Genomic DNA, 17,085 nt, shown 5'->3' with positions numbered 1-17,085 from the left:
GCTATTCGGCCTGCATCGCCCTGATTTTCTCGACCAGCCCCTCCGGCCAGATCTTGCCCTCAAACTCCTTGTAGACATCCGCGAGAGCGGCGCGGAACGCCTCCCGGTCAGGCACCGTATAGGTGACGCCGGCCTCCTGGAGCAGCTTCAGCCCGTTCGCGTCCAGCTCATTGGTGGCGTCGGTCGACACCTGCCCGGCCTCTTTCGCGGCCTCGAGGAAGATCGCCTGATCCTCCGGGCTCAGGCGGCCCCAGACCTGATCGGAGATGAACCAGCCGGTGACGCCGTAAACGTGATCCGTCGCCGACCAGTATTTCGCGACCTCGTGGAATTTCGGCGGGATCGCCAGCTCGAAGCCGTTGTCCTGACCGTCCACGATGCCGCGGCTCAGCGCATTGTAGATTTCGGTCATGCCGAGCGGCGTGATCTGGGTGCCGAGCGTCTCGAAGGTGTGCTCATAGACGTCGATGCCCGCGACGCGCATCTTCATGCCCTTCAGATCTTCGGGCGTCACGATCGGGCCCTTGGTGGTCTGGATCGCGCGAGGGGAGCGGTCGCCGTAGGCGGCGAAGATGCGCACGCCGGTATTCGCCGCGATCTCCTGGTAGATGTCCTGAAAGAGGTCGGAGTTGAGAACCTTGGCCGCATCCGCCTTCGAATTGAAGAGATAGGGAACGATGGCGACCTTGATTGAATCGGCGCCCTTCAGGAAGGAGGCGACGGTGACGTCGAAATAGGCCATGTCGATGGTGCCGAGCTGCATGCCGGTCAACAATTGCTGCATGCCGCCGATCTGCCCGTCGGTGTAGACCGAAATCTCGATCCGCCCTTCGGTCTTCTCCTCGACGATCTCCGAGAAGGCGCGCATCGCCTGGCCCCAGGGGCTCGATGCGGTGGCGAAGGTGCCCATCCGCAAGGTCATGTCCGCCGCCGCCGACGGCTGCGAGAGCGCCGCGACGGTCAGCGCGCCAGCGCCGAACAGCGTTGAAAGCATTTTGTTCATCGTGAGTTTCTCCCGTTTCTTTTCATTTCTTGTCAGACGAGTCCGCCGCGCCGCCCGCGTTCATGCGGCCGGTGCGGGAGCTTCGACGCCAGCGCCGGTCAAAATTCCCAGTGGACCGGCTTCGCCCCTCTGAACGATGAGCGAAAATGGATGATCTCGTTCAGGAACAGCGTCCCGAGATAGATCGTCTGGAGATCCTCGCCGCCGAAGGCGAGACTGGCGAGATTGCCGAGGCGGCGCTTGCCGCCGCTGTCGATCAGCGGCCGGGCGCAGGCGCCGGCGTCGAACTGCGCCGCGACATCCGCCAGCACCTCCGGATCGGCGTCCTCGATGAAGGTCGTCTGCGTTCCATCCGGCGCGGTGCGGATCAACCGATTGCTCGCCACGCTGACGATCCAGACGCCGCCCGCGTCATCGAAGGCCAATCCATCGGGAAATGTCGCCGGGCCGTAGGCGGCGACCAGCTCCTTCGCGCCCAGCGCGCCGTCGGCGAGGATCGGAAAGCGGCTCGTCCGGCGCCCCATGGTCTCGTTGACGTAAAGCCATTCGCCGGTGGGATCGACGATCGCCTCGTTGGTGAAGCCGAGGCCCTCCGCGACGATCCGCGCGCCGTCGCCGTCGATCAGAACGATGAATCCGTCGGCGTGGCCCTTGAACATCGATCGCTCGCGCGGGTTCAGCCATGTGCTGACGGTCACCCAGATCCGGCCGCGGCGATCGAGCCCCACGAAATTCGTCGGCGGCAGCGGTTCGCCGTCTATTTCAAGAAGCCGCGGGGTCAGCGTCCCGTCCTGCGCCAGATGATAGACGCCGCCGGTCGGCCCGAGATTCGCGATCAGAAAGCTTCTGTCGTCCAGCAGCGCGATACCGTTGGGCAGGAACCCCTCCGGCGCGTTGCGGGCCTTCACCAGGACTTCCCGGCCGTCCGGGTTGACGATGCTGACGCCGCCCCTGCTGTCCGAGACGAAAAGATCGCCCGAACGCGTCGCCAGCACGCATTCGGGGCGTGACAGGGAGCGTCCGAGAAAACTCAGGGCGTCCAACGCGACGGCGGTCATTGATGTCTCCTCCCGGCAGGCCTCTGTTGGTTCAGCGAGAGTCGACGCGCCGAGGCCATTTCAAGCTGCGACCTGTTCTCTCGCCAGAGAGGTTTGCTATCAGCAGCCCATTCGATATGAGAAGCCTTGTTTCGGAACACTGGCGTTCTTGATTGGCGATGCCAGGGGAGCGAGAGGTGCCTCAAGATGCGGTTCGATCTGACCACGCTCCGGATTTTTATCGCCGTCTACAACCTCGAAAGCCTGACCAAGGCGGCGGACCAGGAGCATATCGCGCCATCCGCGGTAAGCAAGCGTATTAACGATCTCGAGGCGGAGCTGGGCGTCCAGCTCTTCTACCGGCACCCGCGCGGCGTCAGCGCGACGCCGGCGGGGGAGGCGATGGTGGTTCACACGCGGCGGATCTTCGACATCCTGAACGACATGACCGCCGATCTCAGCCTCTACACGGACGGCCGGAGCGGGCAGGTCCGCATCAGCGCCCACAGCTCGGCGGTGCATCAATATCTCCCCGCCGATATCGTCAGCTTCAATCGCGCCTATCCCGATGTGCGCGTCGTTCTCAGCGAAGAGACCAGCGTCGAGGTTCTCCAGTCGCTCCTTGACGGCGTATCGGACATTGGGGTGATCGCCGCCCATGTGCCGTTGCCGGACTGCGTTTCAGCGTTCAGGTATCGCGTCGATCAGCTTGTGGCGCTGCTGCCGCCCGAAGACCCTCTCGCCGCCCGCGACTCGATCGACTTTTTCGAGCTGCGCGACCATTCGATGATCGGTCTCGAACTTGGCAGTTCGCTTCAGGCCCTTCTGATGGAGGCCGCCCAATCGCTCGGGTTCCAGCTCAAGAACAGCATCAAGGTGGTGACTTTCGGCTCCGCGGTCAGCATGGCCGCGGCGGGGCTGGGCGTCACGATCGTGCCGGTGAACGTCGCCAGATCGTTCAAATCCGCCGAACGCCTGGTCGGCGTTCCGCTGCGCGACGCCTGGGCCCGGCGGGAACTGGCGGTTTGCGCGCGGACGGGGCAAAAAACCACCGCATGCGTTCGCCTGATGCTCGAACATCTGTCGCGGAGCGCCGAGGCGTATCCAAACGCGAACCCTGCCGTTCCGAACGAATAATGGTTCCGCGCCTGCGACTGGCTTACTCCCCAGCCTGGAGACAAGGCTGAAAGGGAGCGAGCGCCATGCCGGAAGTAGAGATCGTCGAAGTTGGTCCGCGTGACGGATTGCAGAACATCGCGACCTTCGTCCCGACCGCAACCAAGGTCGAGTTCATCCGGCGGCTCATCGACGCCGGCTTCAAGAGGATGGAGCTCGGCTCCTTCGTCAGCCCGAGCGCGATCCCGCAGATGCGCGACATGGAGGAGGTCATCGCGGCTCTGGGCCCCTTGCCCGACGATGTTCGGGGCATGGTGCTGACCCCCAATCTGAAAGGGTTTCAGCGCGCCGTCGCGGCCGGCCTCGAAAATCCGATCTTCGTCCTCTCGATGTCGGAATCGCACAATCAGAGCAATGTGCGCCGCTCCGTCGACGCTTCGATCAAGGATCTGGCGACGACGCTCGAGACGATGGACCCGGATCGAAAGCTGAATGTGAGGGTGGGCCTCGCCACGTGCTTTCACTGCCCGTTCGAAGGCGTGATGGAGGAATCGGTCATTCTCAAGACGATCGAGCGCATCGTGTCCCTGCGCAGCGGCATGGACTATACGATCAGCGACACGACCGGCATGGCGACGCCCGCGCATGTCCGGAGCCTCGCCGAGAAATGCATCGCGGCGTTCGGCGACGACGCGAGCTTCGGATTTCATGGCCATGACACGGCGGGGTTCGGCGTCGCCAACATCCTCGCGGCGCGCGAGGCCGGCGTCACCTCCTTCGACACGGCGGCGGCGGGCCTCGGTGGCTGCCCGTTCGCGCCGGGCGCGACCGGCAACATTCCAAGCGAGGATATCGTCTATCTCTTCGAGCGTCTCGGCGTCTCGACCGGCATCGACCTTGAAAAGCTTCTCGCCGCCGGCGTGATGATCACCGACGCTTCCGGCGCGAAGGTCGCGAGCCATACGCAGGCGATCCCGCGCGCGCGGCTCTTCGCGGACCTGAACGGAACGCCGCCGCGCGACGCGCTGGCGAGCTGATGCGCCGCGCCCGGCGCGCCCGGGCCGATCGCCGCGTCGAGGTCGCGCGCCGCGCGCGCCTTCGGGAACGGGGCGCCCGCGTTCAGCCGCTCGAGCCGCACGCGCCGCGCGCCATCCAGGTTCGGTCTCGATCGAAATCCGAACCCGCATCGTCGGCCTTCCGCTCTGGAGGCCGCCAATCCAATCCGCACCGGGAATGACGCCCGAACGCCCTTCCCCTCCTCCAGCGCGGCGGAGGGGGAGGGCTTGGCGGCGTGTGGCCGCGGGAAGATGCGCGCGAAGAAGGCGTCTGGCCGCCTCCCTCCGCTCATTGCGCGCGCAGATGCGCCTCCACCGCGCGGCTGATCGCCAGCAGACGCCGCTCGCTATGGGGCGCGCCAAGAAGCTGCAGGCCGACGGGCAGGCCCGCGCCCGGCAGCGGGATCGTCACGCCCGCGAGATCGAGGTAGTTCGCCGGCTGCGTGTTCTGGGTCATGCCCAGCGTCAGGCGCATCGCCTCTTCGGCGTCCTCGAGCGCCGCGATCGCCGGCGCCGGGATCGCCGCGGTCGGGCAGACCCAGGCGTCGAGCCCCGCGGCGAGGTCATGCGCCGACGCCTTCAACTCCGCCCGTCGCCATTCGAGCCGCAGGAGGTCGGCGGCGCGGGCTTCGGCGCCCACATCCGCGCGCCGCGCCACGAGCGGGTCCATCCGGTCGCGGCCTTCGCGCACACGGTCCGCGCCCAGCGCCGCGACGAGGCAGGCGGAGAGCGAGAGCGGAAAATAGGCTTCGCGCGCCGTCGGTTCGGGGATCTCGACCTCGGTCAGGCTGCACCCGGCGCGCGCCAGCCGCTCGAGCGCGGCTTCGGTTCTCGCTTCGACGTCGGGGTCGAGCCCGCGGAAGAAATACGCGCCGGGCCGCGCCAGGCGCAGCCCGGCGAGAGGCGCCGGGTCCGCCGGAACCGTGTCGGCGAGCGCCGCGTGGATGATCGCGGCGTCCTCGGCGTCGCGGGTGAGAAGCCCCAGCGTGTCGAGATGCGGGGCCAGCGGAAAGACGCCCTTCGTCGGCCAGAGGCCGTGCGTGGTCTTGAGGCCGAAGACGCCGCAGAGCGCCGCCGGGATGCGCACCGACCCGCCGGTGTCCGAGCCGATGGCGAAGCCGCAGAGCCCGGCCGCCATCGCGACGGCGGAGCCCGAGCTCGACCCGCCGGGCGCGCGCGGCGTCGTCATGTCCGCCGGGTTGCGCGGCGTTCCGCGCGGCTGGCTGGCGCCGGTGACGCCAAAGGCGAATTCGACGGTGCGGGTCTTGCCGAGGATCACGCAGCCGAGCCGCCTCAGCTTGCGCACGAACGGCCCTTCCTCCCCGATGATGTCGGAGACGTCGAGGAGCGACCCGGCGGTGGTCGGCATCCCGTCGACCGCGAGAAGATCCTTGACCGCCACGGGCGCGCCCATCAGCGGGCCGAGGTCGGTCCCGCTCGCGAGAAGCGCGTCGAGCGCCCGGGCCTGCGCCAGCGCGCTGTCCGCCGCGACGTGCTGATAGGCGCCGAGGGCGCCGTCGAGCGCCTCGATTCGGTCGAGATAGGCGCGCGTCGTCTCCTCGGCGGTGGTCTCGCCGGCGCGAAGCCGCCGGGCGTACGCGGCAAGGCCTCCGGCGAGCGGATCGGCTGGTGATGTCATGGCTCGGACTCCCGTGGTCGCGTCTTCTGGCGTTTGTCTTGTGACATGGCCGCCGCGCGGTCGTCCAGAGGCGCCGGCGAAACGCGCGGGGGCGCCCGCCGGCGCCGACGCCTTTTCATCATGTTGTGAAAGTTGTACTTTTTGACGGTCTGCGAAAATCCGCCGGGCCACCCCGGAAATGCTGGAGATTGACGATGCGCAAAGTGGATCTGAACGCCGATACGGGTGAAAGCTGGGGCGCGTGGAAGATGGGCCATGACGCCGAGTTGTTCGAGGTGATCACTTCGGCCAACGTGGCCTGCGGCTTTCACGGCGGCGATCCGCTGGTGATGCATGAGACATTGAGTCTCGCGCGAAGCAAGGGCGTCGGCGTCGGCGCGCATCCGGGCTACATGGACCTCTGGGGGTTCGGCCGCCGCAGATTCGAAGGCGACGACCCGGCCGAGATCGAGAAGCTGCTCATCTATCAGATCGGCGCGCTGCAGGGCATGGCGCGGGCGGTCGGCGTTCCGGTGACGCATTTCAAGGCGCATGGCGCGCTGGCCAATCTCACCGCGATCGACGCCGCCATGGCCGACGCCTCGGCGCGGGCGGTTCTGGCCACCGATCCGGGCATGATCTTCGTCGCGCTGCCGGGGACCGAGCAGGAGCGCGCCGCCATGCGGGCCGGCCTTCGCGTCGCGCGCGAGGCCTATGCCGACCGCGCCTACACTGCGGACGGGACGCTGGCCTCGCGCAAGACGCCCGGCGCGGTTCTCGACGACCCGGAGGCGGCGGCGCGCCGCGCGGTGCGGATGGCGACCGAGGGCAGAGTGACGACGATCGACGGCGAGGAGATCGCGCTCGAATTCGACACGATCTGCGTGCATGGCGACAATCTCCACGCGGTGGAGATGGCGCGCGCCGTGCGCGGCGCGTTGACCGACGCCGGCGTCGAGATCCGGCCGATGGCCGAGACGGCGGACCAGGGCGCGGGCTGAGAGCATGGCGAAGGAAATCCGCTATCTCCCGTCAGGCGACTGCGCGCTGACCGTCGAGTTCGGCGACCGTGTCGACCGGGCGCTCAGCGCGCGGGCCATGGCGCTGCGGCGCGCGCTGGAGCGCGGCGCGCGCGAGGGCGTGATCGAGGGCGTGATCGAGACGGTGCCGACCTTCCGCTCGCTCATGGTGCATTATGACCCGCTGATCATTTCCGGCGCCCGCCTGCGCGCCGAGATCGAGGCGCTGGAGATCGACGATTCCGAAGATGAGGCGGCGAGCCGCACGGTGACCTTGCCCGTCGTCTATGGCGGGGAGCACGGGCCGGATCTCGAGGATGTGGCGAAAGCCGGCGGCGTCACGCCGGCGGAGGCGGTGAAGCTCCACAGCGAGATCACGCATTATGTCTACATGATGGGCTTCGCTCCCGGGCACCCCTATCTCGGCGACCTGCCGAGGGAGCTTACGCTGCCGCGCCGCGAGACGCCGCGCACGCGCATCCCCGCCGGGACGGTGGCGATCGCGGTCGGGCAGACGGTGATCTACCCTTTCGAGAGCCCCGGCGGCTGGAGCGCCATCGGCCGGACCCCGGCGGTGCTTTTCGACATCCGCACCGACCCGCCCTCGCTCCTGCGCGCCGGCGATCATGTCCGGTTTCGCCCGATCGAGGCGAAAGAGTACGACGATCTGGCCGCCCGCCCGCCCGCCGAGCGGGTGGAGATCGACGGGGACGGCGCATGAGCGCGGCGCTGCTCGTCGCGGCTCCGGGGCCGGTGACGACATTGCAGGATCTCGGCCGGCCCGGACACCAGGCCGCCGGCATCCCGGTGTCGGGCGCGCTCGATCCGGACTCGCTCAGGCTCGCCAACGCGCTGGTCGGCAACGCTGAAGGCGAGGCGGCGCTGGAGATGCGCCTCGCCGGCCCGACGCTGACGGTCGGCGCGGACCATGTGCGGGTCGCGCTCTGCGGCGCGTCCTCGCCGCTCGAGATCATCGCGCCGGAGCGGGGCGAAATCGCCCCTTGGCGGTCCGTGCGGCTGGAGCGCGGAACCGTCTTCCGCGTTCCCGCGCTCCGCGACAGCGTCACGGCCTATCTCGCGGTCGAGGGCGGGTTCGACGCGCCCGAGATTCTCGGCAGCCGCTCGACATGTCTGCGCGCGGGGTTCGGCGGATTCGGCGGCCGCACCCTCGCGGAGGGCGACAGGCTCGCGCTCAATCTCGACACGGTCGCAGCCCGGGCGGAGATACGGGTCGCGCGGCCCCCCTCGCTGGCGCCGCCCGAGCGGATCCGCGTCGTGCTCGGGCCGCAGGACGACCATTTCAGCGCGGCCGGGATCGCGGCGCTGCTGAATTCGGAGTTCGTGGTGACCAGGGACGCGGATCGGATGGGGCTGCGGCTGAGCGGTCCGCGACTGGAGCACGAGCGGGGCTACAACATCGTGTCGGACGGAATCGCGACCGGCTCGATTCAGGTGCCCGGGGACGGCCAGCCGATCGTGCTTCTGGCCGATCATCAGACGACGGGCGGCTACCCCAAGATCGCCACGGCGATCTCCGCCGACCTGCCGGCGCTGGGCCGGCTCGCGCCCGGCGCGACCGTTCGCTTCGCGGCGGTCTCCGTCGAGGAGGCGGAGGCGGAGCGCGCGGCGCGCGAGCGCGAAATCCGCACGCTCTTGCGAAGCCTCGAGCCGATCCTGATCGACCCGATGACGCTTTCGAGCGCCGCTCTCCTGTCGGTGAATCTCGTGAGCGGGGTCGTGGACGCGCCGCGCGCCGAATAGGTTTGCGCGGCCGGCCCCGGCATTGACACATGAGCGACCATGCGCCACGAATTGTGGAGGATGGCGGACGCGCCGCGCGCGCCGGTCCGCCGCGCGCGATTAGTCGCAGACAGGAGCCTAGAAGCGCCCATGCCCCTTTCCGGCCAAGCCATGCTGATCAACTTCATGAATATCAGCGCAGAGCATGAAGAAGATTTCAACCGATGGTACGACAAGGAGCATCTCGCCGAGCGCGTGGCGATACCCGGCTTCCTCGAAGCGCGCCGCTATGTGGCTGAGGACGCGGCGGCGCGCTATCTCGGCATCTACACCACCGAGACGATCGAGACGCTGGGCAGCCCCGAATACCATCACCGGCTTGCCAACCAGACGGCGTGGTCGCTGAGAAACATCGATCGTTTCCGGGATGCGACCCGCGCCTGCGCCCGCGTGGTCGAGAGCCGGGGGGTCGGCCGCGGCGCCGCGCTCGGGCTCATCCGCCTCCGCCCCGCGGCGGGGAAGGAGCCGTCCGCCGCGGCGCTCAAGGCGCGGATCGACGCGGCCCTCGACCTCGACGGCGTGCTGTCGATCCACGTGCTGGCGAACGACCCGGCGCTTTCGAAGCCGTTGAAGGAGGACCCCGCGGCCGCGGCGGGCGCGAGCGACTGGTATGTCCTGATCGACGCGACCGGACAGGAGGCGCTCGGCCCGGCCGAGAAGGCGCTGGACCTCGCGAAGACCGCTGAGGGGCTGCGGCTGGTGTCGTCGGGGCGCTACCGCCTGCTCTGGGACCTCGCGCGGGCCGAACTCGCAGACTGAAAATCGAGACAACGCACAGGGAGATTGAAATGGACCTCAAGAGAAGGACGATCGTGGCTCTGCTCGCCGGCGCGATGACCTCGGCGGGCGCGGTTGGCGCGGCGTTGGCCGAGACGACGTGGAACCTGCCGGCGCGCTCGAACGCGCAGAACTACATGACGAAAAACATCATGGAGTTCGTCGAGGGGGTCGCCGAGAATTCCAACGGCGAGATAAAGATCGAAGTTCACACCGAAGATTCGCTGGTCCGTCAGCCTGACGTGCTCAGGGCGGTGCAGACGCGGCAGGTCGAGCTCGGCGAATATCTGATGTCGATGCAGTCGAACCTGAGCCCGATCTTCGCGGTCGATGCGATCCCGTTTCTCGCCGTGGGCTATGAGGCCAACCGCAAGCTCGCGAAGGCCGCGCGCCCGGCCATCGAGAAGGAGCTGGCGACGCGCGGGGTGAAGCTTCTTTTCATCCAGTCATGGCCGCGCCAGGGCATCTACGCCGACAAGGAGATCAACAGCCTCTCCGATTTCGACGGCGTGACGATGCGGGCCTACAACCCCAGCACCGCCAGGCTGGCGGAGCTGATGGGCGCGACGCCGGTGACCATTCAGCAGGCCGAGGTGCCGCAGGCCTTCGCGACCGGCGTGGTTCAGGCGATGATCACGTCGCCGACCACCGGCGTCGACACCCAGGCCTGGGACTTCGTGAGCCATTTCTACGATGTCGAGGCCTTCATCACCTGGAACGTCATCGTGATGAACCAGAGCGTCTTTGACGGCTTGTCGGAAGACGAGAAGAAAGCGGTGGAGGACGCCGCCGTGGCCGCCGAAGACCGGGCCTGGAAAAATGCGCCGGCCGTGACCGAAGAACAGATCGGGACGCTGGCCGAACACGGCATCACCGTGAAGAAGCCGAACGCGGAACTGCTCGCCGGCCTGAAGGAGATCGGCGCGACAATGCTCGACGAATGGCTCGAGAGCGCCGGCGACGAGGGCAAGGAGGTCATCGAGCGTTACAGATCGATGGAGTAGGCGCGATCGGCGGCGGCTTCCCTGTGAAGATACTCGACTGGATCTTCCATGTCGCCGGCGTCCTGTCGGCGGTCCTGCTCGCCGCGATCGCCGCGCTCACCTTCGTCCAGATCGTGGGCCGGATGCTTGGCTACCTCGTCTCGACGGGGACGGAGTTCGCCGGCTTCTGCATGGCGGCCTCCATCTTCCTCGCGCTCGCCTGGACGCTGCGTTCGGGCGGTCATATCCGGGTCGGGCTCGTCCTGCAGGCGTTGCCGCCCGGCCGCCGGCGGCTCGCCGAGATATGGTGTCTCGCGGCCGCCGCCTTCGCCGTCGGGCTTTTCGCCTATTCGGCGACGATGATGACGTGGGATTCATATCGGTTCGGCGACGTTTCCGTCGGCCTCGTGCCGGTGCCGCTCTGGATTCCGCAGACGGCGATGGCGGCCGGAAGCGTCCTCATCGAGGTCGCGCTCATCGAGCAACTCGTGCTTGTCCTCCGCGGGCGTGAGCCGACGTATCGCGCGTTCGAGGACACCGCAAGCCGCGCGGCGCGCGGCGAAGAACCGGGCGGGTAGCCATGGATCCGATCACCTTCAGCCCAATCCTCGGGCTTTTGCTGCTGGCGTTTCTCGGCAGCGGAATCTGGGTGGCGATCTCGCTCCTCCTCATCAGCATCATCGGGATGTGGGCGATCACGACCGCGCCGATCACGCTCGTGATGCCGCAGACATTCTGGAGCGCGCTCAGCGGCTGGACCCTGACGGCGCTGCCGCTCTTCGTCTGGATGGGCGAGATCCTCTTTCGCTCCCGTCTCTCGGACGATCTCTTCAAGGGGCTCTCGCCGTGGGTGACGCGGCTGCCGGGGCGGCTGCTGCATGTCAACGTTCTCGGCTGCGCCGTCTTCGCCGCGGTCAGCGGCTCCTCGGCGGCGACGGCGGCGACGGTCGGCCGGATGTCGCTGCCCGAACTCAAGGCGCGCGGCTATGACGAGCGGATGGCCCTCGGCTCGCTCGCCGCGTCGGGCACGCTGGGCCTGCTGATTCCGCCCTCGATCATGATGATCGTCTATGGCGTCTCGGCGAACGTCTCGATCGGCCGGCTCTTCATCGCCGGCGTCTTTCCGGGGCTCATGCTCGTCGCGCTCCTGATGGGCTATATCGGCGTCTGGGCGCTCCTTCATCCCGGAAGGATGCCGGACCGGGTCGAGAGGATGCCCTGGCGCGAGAAGCTCTACCGGCTGCGGCTCCTTCTGCCCGTCGTCTTTCTGATCGTCGCGGTGATCGGCTCGATCTACGCCGGCTACGCGACGCCGACCGAGGCGGCGTCGCTGGGCGTGGCGGGATCGCTGCTCATCGCCTTCGCCTCCGGCGGCATGAACTGGACGGCGTTCAAGGAGAGCCTCTACGGCGCGACCCGCACCTCGTGCATGATCGGGTTCATCATCGGCTCGGCCGCCTTCCTGACCAGCGTGATGGGCTATAGCGGCATCCCGCGGGCGCTGGCGAACCTGATCAACAGTTACGGACTCACCGCCTATCCGCTGCTCGCGGCGCTGACCCTGTTCTTCCTGCTGCTCGGGTGCTTTCTGGATGGGATCTCGATCATCGTTCTGACGATCTCGATCGTCTTGCCGATGACGCAGGCCGCGGGGATCGACCCGCTCTGGTTCGGCGTCTACATGGTTCTCGTGGTCGAGATCGCTCAGATCACGCCGCCGGTGGGGTTCAATCTCTTCGTCGTCCAGTTGTTGACCGGGCGCAATATCCTCTACGTCGCCAAGGCGACCGCGCCCTTCTTCGTGATGATGCTGATCGGGGTCGCGCTCCTCATCGCGTTCCCCGGCATCGCAACCTGGCTGCCGGCGAAGATGATGTAGGAGCGCGCCCCCGCTTCAGGCGACGATCGGGAGCGGCAGGGTCTCGTAGGCGTGGTCGATCGCGCGCCCCAGAACCGGGTCTTTCAGCTCCATGCGAAAGAAGCGCGCCGGCCGCACGCCGCCCAGCGCCGGCACGGTGCCGCACATCATTGCGGCGCCCGCCTCCAGCCGCCCGGCCGCCTTCGCCGCCGGCGAGTTGGCCAGAAGTTCCGGAAGCCGGCGAATCTCCGCCAGCGTTCCCTCCTGATAAAGCGTCCATTCGTCATCGGGGCTGTTCCGGATCCACGCGCGCAGCTCCAGCGCGTCGAGATGGTCCTGAACCTCGTCGTAAGGCCAGACGGCCCGGGCGATCGGTTTGTGGCAAATCTGCTTGGAGAGCGCGATGGAATGCGCCTCGAGCTCGCGGTCCGTGTGGTCCGAGCCGAGCCCCAGCCAGAGGCGATCCCCGTCGTCGATCAGCACCGGCTCGACTTCGCCCGACGTGCCTTCGCCAACAACCTCGATCGCCGCCGCGTCGGTCAGCATGGCCGCGGCCACCCGATAGAAGATCGGCGTCTCGGAGGGCGGCGCGATGCCGAGCTCGGCCAGTTCGGCGACATGATGATCCACGGCGGCCTGATCGCGGCCGGTCCAGCCCGCCACGATCGCCCGCCCGATCACGACGTCCCTCGCATCGCCGCCCTCCGGGTCCAGTCGCAATGATGTCGTCGGCATGACGCCTCTCCTTCGGTCTCTCGCGTTGAATGGAATGCGCTTCTGCCGCCGCTACGCGGCCTCGCGCCGTCCGGGCATCTGGAAATCCGCTTGGTCGATCACGCGCGAAAGCTCCGCGAGCGCGGCTTCGTCGAGCCGCATCAGCGGCGGGCGCACGCGCCCCCAGTCCGGATCGTCGGTGCGCAGCCCGATCACCGCCTTGAGCGCGGGAATCATCGGGAACTTCGCAATCTCCCGCCGGAACGCGGTGATCGCCTCCTGCCGCGCATCGGCGTCCGGCGCCCGCCAGTTGACGAAGACGTCGTGAATCGCCGCCGGATTTATGTTCGCCGTGGCGCTGATGCAGCCCGCCCCGCCGGCGCGCAGCGTCGGCAGCAGGAACTCTTCCGAGCCGGCGAAGACGTCGAAATTATCGAACCGCTCGATCATCGCGGCGGTATTGCTCCAATCGCCCGAGCTGTCCTTCACGCCGGCGATGGTTCCCGGATATGCCGACAGCAGACGTTCGATCAGATCGAGCGAGATCGGAACCTGGCTCACCGGCGGGATGTGGTAGAGATAGATGCGCAAGCGGTCGTCGCCGATGCGCTGGATGATCTCGGAGTAGAACGCGAACAAGCCGTCGTCGGTGACGCCCTTGTAGTAGAAGGGCGGCAGCATCAGAACGCCCGCGCACCCGGCCTCGACCGCGGCCCGGGTCAACTCCACCGCATCGGGCAGGGCGGAGGCGCCGGTCCCCGGCATCATTCGACCAGGGTCGAGCTCCTGCGCGGCGGCTTCCAGAAGGGCGCGCCGCTCGGCCAGCGAGAGCGAGTTCGCCTCAGAATTGGTGCCGAAAATCGCCAGTCCGCAATCCTGCGACAGAAGCCAGCGGCAATGCGCGAGCCAGCGCGCCCGATCCGGCCTGAGGTCGGCGTCGAACGGCGTGACAACGGGGGAGAGAACCCCACCGGTGATCTTTTTCGTCATATCCCATTCTCCATCGAATTCGAGTTTGCTCGCCGGTGTCATAGCTCGCTTGTCCGGCCGGTTGAAAGGGCGAAGTCAGCCCTCGGCGAGACTGGGCAGGAAGAGGGCGAGCTCCGGGAAGAGCAGCAGCGCCACGATCATCAGCAGCATCGCCACGACGAACGGAATGACGCCGACGATCACCTCGTTCAACGAGCCCCGCCCGCGCACCCCTTGCACGACATAAAGATTGAGGCCGATCGGCGGCGTGATCAGCGCCATCTCGATCAGCACGATCAGCAGGATCCCGAACCAGACAAGATCGAACCCGAGTCCCGCGACGATGGGGATGACGATGGGGATGGTCACGATCATCAGCGAGAGCGTTTCGACGAAAAAGCCGAGGACGATGTAGAACGCGATCAGCAGCATCAGCGTCTGCATCGCCCCGAGCTCGAGCTCCGTGATCACCGTCAGCAGCCGGTCCGTCAGCCCGACCGAGGCCAGCACGAAGTTGAGGAAGTTCGCGGCGATGAGGATCAGCATGATCATCACCGTCGTGCGCATCGTTCCTTCGAGCGTCTCGAAGATCATTTTCCAGGACATGCCCCCGGCGGCCCAGGCCATGATCAGCGCGACGATCACGCCCACGGCCGCAGCCTCGGTCGGGGTGGTCCAACCGGCGTAGATCGACCCGATTATGAAGGCGAAGAGCAGCAGGATCGGGCCGAGATGGCGCAATTTCGACACCCGTTCGGCCATGCTGGCCGAGCGGCGCCCGCCGCCCCATTCCGGCTTGACGGCGCAAAGGATGGCGATAATCAGCATGAAGAGCAGCGCCATGAGCACGCCCGGGACGATGCCGGCGAGAAAGAGCTCCGGGATCGAGGTCCGCGCGAGAAACCCGTAGACGATCAGGTTGATCGAAGGCGGGATGAGGATGCCGAGCGTGCCGCCCGCCGCGATCGAGCCGGCGAAGAAGCGCTCGTCATAACCGAGCCTGCGCGCCTGCGGCATCGCGATCGTCGCCACGGTGGCCGCGGTCGCGACCGAGGAGCCGGAGGTCGCCGAAAAGAACGTCGCCGTGCCGATATTGGCGTGCATCAACCCGCCCGGCATCCACGAGAGCCACGCGTCGAGCGCATCGTAGACCTTGGTGGCGATCCCCGAGCGCTGCAATATCTCGCCGATCATGATGAAAAGCGGAATCGCGACGAGGATGAAGCTCGTCGAGGTGGTCCAGAGCTGGCTGCCGAGCGCGTTGATCAGCGGCGCCGGCGAATAGCCCCAGTCGAGCGTCACGCCGAGGATGAAGAGCGCGGCCGCGACCGGCACGCTGAGCGCCAGAAGCCCCAGAAGGACGATGATCGTAACGCCCAGCATCAGCTTTCGTCCTTTTGCAGGTTCGCGCGGCCCTCAGCGATGGCGCTTTCGGTCTCCTGCGCCGCCGTCGGCGCGCCGCCGTGCAGCGTCGCGACCGCGTAGGAGCGCTCGATGAACAGCGCCGCCAGCACCCTGAAGAAGATGAGCGCGATCAGCAGGGTGAAGAAGACGAACCCCGCGAGCCAGAGCGCCTGCGGTATCCAGATCGGCGTGGCGAGCGCGGTGATCGAGGTCGTCCCCCGCCCCCAGCTCCGCTCCAGGAGGCCCCAGATCCCCCAGCACGCCGCCGCGGCGAACCAGCCCATCGCCAGCAGCGCAATCAGGTCGCACGCGGCGCGCACCGGCGGCGGCAGGTGCTCGGTCACGATGGCGATGCGGATATGGGTCTTGGTCAGCATCGCGCAGGAAAACGCCCAACTGGTCGAGATGGCGAGCGCATAATAGGAAAGCTCCCCCGCGCCCCAGGTGGAGATGCCGAACACCCGCCGCAGGACGACATCCGCCCCGATCATGAAGGCCGATATCAGCATCAGCGCGCCGCCCATGAGCAGGGCGACGCGCGCGGTCTTGTCCGCCAGCGAAAGGGCGATATCGAGGCTCTTCGGCAGGCCTGTCAGCCGATGCGCCACGCGTGGCTCCCTTTCGCAGCCGCGAACCGCGGTTCGCTATTTCGCGTCGACATTGATGTCCAGCACTTCGCCCACGGTCGAATTCCACTTCTCGATGCAGGCCCCGCCGCAGCGTTCGGCCCAGAGCGGCAGCACGTCATCCTGCAGCGTCTTGAGCGCGGCTTTCAGGTCGGCGTCGGTGATCTCGACCAGGGTCAGGTCGGCCGGCTCGCCATAGGCGCAATCGCCGCCGGTGTTGCAGGCGATGCCGACGGCGGTGGAGTTGTTGGCGTCCGTCCAGACGCTCTCCTCGAACGTGGCGAATTCATCCATGAGGAAGGTCTGGGTCGGCTCGTCGAGCCCTTCCCAGACGTCGTTCCGCATGACGATGCCGACCGGATCCCAGCCGCCCGCCGGCAGCGGGTAGAAATGAGTCGCCGCCTCCGGCCACCCGGCGAGATACCCGGACAAGGACCCGGTGATGCCGCAATCGATCACGCCGCGCTCCAGCGCGATGGTGACCTCGTTGAAGGAGACGTCGACGCCGGTGCCGCCGAGCGCCTCGATGAAGTCGATCGTCATCCGGCCCGAGCCGCGAATGCGCTTGCCGTCGAAATCCTTCAGCCCCTCGATGGGCGTGTTGCAGAAAACCACCTGCGAGGTGAACGGCACCACCGCCAGCAGCTTGCTGTCATAGGTTTCGTCGAAAACCGCGGCGATCTGCGGCCGATAGGCGTCGGCGATCTTGCGCGCGAGAACCGGGTCGGCGATGCCGGAGAGGTCGACCCCCTCGAGCCGCGGATCGACCCCGGCGACATAGTCCATCACCGTGGCGCCGACATCGTAGACGCCCTGCTGGACCAGTTCGTACACGGCGTTCCCGGCGAGGCCGAGTTCGTCGAACGCCTTGAGATTCGCGGTGATGCGCCCGTTCGACGCCTCAGGCAGCGTCTTGGTCCAGAACGGAACCTCGTGGTCGGGATAGAGGCTCGACGTGCTCCAGCTTCCGACGACGCTGAACTCGTGCTCCATAATGTCCTGCGCGCCGGCCGGCGCGGCGGCGAGCACCGCGAACGCGGCCAGAACGGTCAGGCTGGCGTGTTGATTCGACATATTCTTTCTCCCTCTCATTTTTGGTTGGCCGC

17 protein-coding genes are annotated in these 17,085 nt (G+C 67.3%); 9 read left to right on the top strand and 8 right to left on the bottom strand.

Annotated elements, in window-relative coordinates; translation table 11 throughout:
- Nucleotide 1 precedes the first annotated feature (1 nt).
- A complete protein-coding gene (locus WG921_RS16270; protein ID WP_340110316.1) occupies nt 2–1,003 on the bottom strand; it encodes a TRAP transporter substrate-binding protein in 1,002 nt (333 codons plus the stop codon).
- 98 nt (nt 1,004–1,101) lie between these two features.
- On the bottom strand, nt 1,102–2,061 hold the full coding sequence (locus WG921_RS16265) for an SMP-30/gluconolactonase/LRE family protein (protein ID WP_340110315.1): 960 nt from the start codon (nt 2,059–2,061) through the stop codon (nt 1,102–1,104).
- 186 nt (nt 2,062–2,247) lie between these two features.
- Between WG921_RS16265 and WG921_RS16260 the strand changes: the two genes are divergently transcribed.
- Nucleotides 2,248–3,177, top strand: a complete 930-nt coding sequence (locus tag WG921_RS16260) for a LysR family transcriptional regulator (protein ID WP_340110314.1) — start codon at nt 2,248–2,250, stop codon at nt 3,175–3,177.
- Between the two features lie 65 nt (nt 3,178–3,242).
- On the top strand, nt 3,243–4,193 hold the full coding sequence (locus tag WG921_RS16255; RefSeq protein WP_340110313.1) for a hydroxymethylglutaryl-CoA lyase: 951 nt from the start codon (nt 3,243–3,245) through the stop codon (nt 4,191–4,193).
- A gap of 307 nt (nt 4,194–4,500) precedes the next feature.
- On the opposite strand, the gene WG921_RS16250 is transcribed toward WG921_RS16255, so the two are convergent.
- A complete protein-coding gene (locus WG921_RS16250) occupies nt 4,501–5,850 on the bottom strand; it encodes an amidase (protein WP_340110312.1) in 1,350 nt (449 codons plus the stop codon).
- A 194-nt stretch (nt 5,851–6,044) separates the two neighbouring features.
- Here WG921_RS16250 and WG921_RS16245 point away from each other — a divergent pair, with 194 nt between their 5' ends.
- Genes WG921_RS16245 through WG921_RS16215 form a run of 7 tightly spaced genes read left to right on the top strand, consistent with a single transcriptional unit; the run spans nt 6,045 to nt 12,287 of the window.
- Nucleotides 6,045–6,830, top strand: coding sequence for a LamB/YcsF family protein (locus WG921_RS16245; protein ID WP_340110311.1), 786 nt, complete (start codon nt 6,045–6,047; stop codon nt 6,828–6,830).
- A gap of 4 nt (nt 6,831–6,834) precedes the next feature.
- A complete protein-coding gene (gene pxpB / locus WG921_RS16240) occupies nt 6,835–7,569 on the top strand; it encodes a 5-oxoprolinase subunit PxpB (protein WP_340110310.1) in 735 nt (244 codons plus the stop codon).
- Nucleotides 7,566–8,609 carry a 5-oxoprolinase subunit C family protein gene (locus WG921_RS16235; protein WP_340110309.1) on the top strand — a complete coding sequence of 348 codons (1,044 nt, stop codon included), beginning with the start codon at nt 7,566–7,568 and terminating at the stop codon, nt 8,607–8,609. The genes pxpB and WG921_RS16235 overlap by 4 nt, the downstream gene beginning before the upstream one ends.
- A gap of 60 nt (nt 8,610–8,669) precedes the next feature.
- A complete protein-coding gene (locus WG921_RS16230) occupies nt 8,670–9,407 on the top strand; it encodes a hypothetical protein (protein WP_340110308.1) in 738 nt (245 codons plus the stop codon).
- A 29-nt stretch (nt 9,408–9,436) separates the two neighbouring features.
- On the top strand, nt 9,437–10,429 hold the full coding sequence (locus WG921_RS16225) for a TRAP transporter substrate-binding protein (protein WP_340110307.1): 993 nt from the start codon (nt 9,437–9,439) through the stop codon (nt 10,427–10,429).
- Nucleotides 10,430–10,452: 23 nt separating this feature from the next.
- Nucleotides 10,453–10,986 (top strand): TRAP transporter small permease, encoded by a 534-nt coding sequence (locus WG921_RS16220; RefSeq protein WP_340110306.1) that lies wholly within the window; start codon nt 10,453–10,455, stop codon nt 10,984–10,986.
- Nucleotides 10,987–10,988: 2 nt separating this feature from the next.
- The gene (locus tag WG921_RS16215) at nt 10,989–12,287 is read left to right on the top strand and encodes a TRAP transporter large permease (protein ID WP_340110305.1); all 1,299 of its coding nucleotides are present in this window, start codon (nt 10,989–10,991) and stop codon (nt 12,285–12,287) included.
- A gap of 15 nt (nt 12,288–12,302) precedes the next feature.
- Here WG921_RS16215 and WG921_RS16210 read toward each other — a convergent pair whose 3' ends face one another.
- The 5 genes from WG921_RS16210 to WG921_RS16190 all read right to left on the bottom strand — a co-directional run bounded on the left by WG921_RS16210 (nt 12,303) and on the right by WG921_RS16190 (nt 17,053).
- Nucleotides 12,303–13,001 (bottom strand): DUF2848 domain-containing protein, encoded by a 699-nt coding sequence (locus WG921_RS16210; RefSeq protein WP_340110304.1) that lies wholly within the window; start codon nt 12,999–13,001, stop codon nt 12,303–12,305.
- A gap of 51 nt (nt 13,002–13,052) precedes the next feature.
- Nucleotides 13,053–13,970, bottom strand: a complete 918-nt coding sequence (locus tag WG921_RS16205) for a dihydrodipicolinate synthase family protein (RefSeq protein ID WP_340110303.1) — start codon at nt 13,968–13,970, stop codon at nt 13,053–13,055.
- 75 nt (nt 13,971–14,045) lie between these two features.
- Complete coding sequence (locus WG921_RS16200) at nt 14,046–15,332, bottom strand: TRAP transporter large permease (RefSeq protein WP_340110302.1); 1,287 nt, start codon at nt 15,330–15,332, stop codon at nt 14,046–14,048.
- On the bottom strand, nt 15,332–15,961 hold the full coding sequence (locus WG921_RS16195) for a TRAP transporter small permease subunit (RefSeq protein ID WP_340110301.1): 630 nt from the start codon (nt 15,959–15,961) through the stop codon (nt 15,332–15,334). The genes WG921_RS16200 and WG921_RS16195 overlap by 1 nt, the downstream gene beginning before the upstream one ends.
- Before the next feature lie 36 nt (nt 15,962–15,997).
- Nucleotides 15,998–17,053, bottom strand: coding sequence for a TRAP transporter substrate-binding protein (locus tag WG921_RS16190; protein ID WP_340110300.1), 1,056 nt, complete (start codon nt 17,051–17,053; stop codon nt 15,998–16,000).
- Between the last annotated feature and the right edge of the window lie 32 nt (nt 17,054–17,085).

This window comes from Paludibacillus litoralis, assembly GCF_037646705.1.
Classification (GTDB): Bacteria; Pseudomonadota; Alphaproteobacteria; order Rhodobacterales; family Rhodobacteraceae; genus Pikeienuella; species Pikeienuella litoralis.
Note: the sequence above shows the minus strand (reverse complement) of the source record. Positions and strands in the feature narration are given on the sequence as shown.

Coding starts and splice junctions, on each gene's coding strand:
- WG921_RS16205 (WP_340110303.1), bottom strand. CDS start 13,970: ATGACGAAAAAGATCACCGGTGGGGTTCTCTCCCCCGTTGTCACGCCG.
- WG921_RS16215 (WP_340110305.1), top strand. CDS start 10,989: ATGGATCCGATCACCTTCAGCCCAATCCTCGGGCTTTTGCTGCTGGCG.
- WG921_RS16265 (WP_340110315.1), bottom strand. CDS start 2,061: ATGACCGCCGTCGCGTTGGACGCCCTGAGTTTTCTCGGACGCTCCCTG.
- WG921_RS16245 (WP_340110311.1), top strand. CDS start 6,045: ATGCGCAAAGTGGATCTGAACGCCGATACGGGTGAAAGCTGGGGCGCG.
- WG921_RS16200 (WP_340110302.1), bottom strand. CDS start 15,332: ATGCTGGGCGTTACGATCATCGTCCTTCTGGGGCTTCTGGCGCTCAGC.
- WG921_RS16210 (WP_340110304.1), bottom strand. CDS start 13,001: ATGCCGACGACATCATTGCGACTGGACCCGGAGGGCGGCGATGCGAGG.
- WG921_RS16255 (WP_340110313.1), top strand. CDS start 3,243: ATGCCGGAAGTAGAGATCGTCGAAGTTGGTCCGCGTGACGGATTGCAG.
- WG921_RS16230 (WP_340110308.1), top strand. CDS start 8,670: ATGGCGGACGCGCCGCGCGCGCCGGTCCGCCGCGCGCGATTAGTCGCA.
- WG921_RS16225 (WP_340110307.1), top strand. CDS start 9,437: ATGGACCTCAAGAGAAGGACGATCGTGGCTCTGCTCGCCGGCGCGATG.
- WG921_RS16235 (WP_340110309.1), top strand. CDS start 7,566: ATGAGCGCGGCGCTGCTCGTCGCGGCTCCGGGGCCGGTGACGACATTG.
- WG921_RS16250 (WP_340110312.1), bottom strand. CDS start 5,850: ATGACATCACCAGCCGATCCGCTCGCCGGAGGCCTTGCCGCGTACGCC.
- WG921_RS16260 (WP_340110314.1), top strand. CDS start 2,248: ATGCGGTTCGATCTGACCACGCTCCGGATTTTTATCGCCGTCTACAAC.
- WG921_RS16270 (WP_340110316.1), bottom strand. CDS start 1,003: ATGAACAAAATGCTTTCAACGCTGTTCGGCGCTGGCGCGCTGACCGTC.
- WG921_RS16190 (WP_340110300.1), bottom strand. CDS start 17,053: ATGTCGAATCAACACGCCAGCCTGACCGTTCTGGCCGCGTTCGCGGTG.
- pxpB (WP_340110310.1), top strand. CDS start 6,835: ATGGCGAAGGAAATCCGCTATCTCCCGTCAGGCGACTGCGCGCTGACC.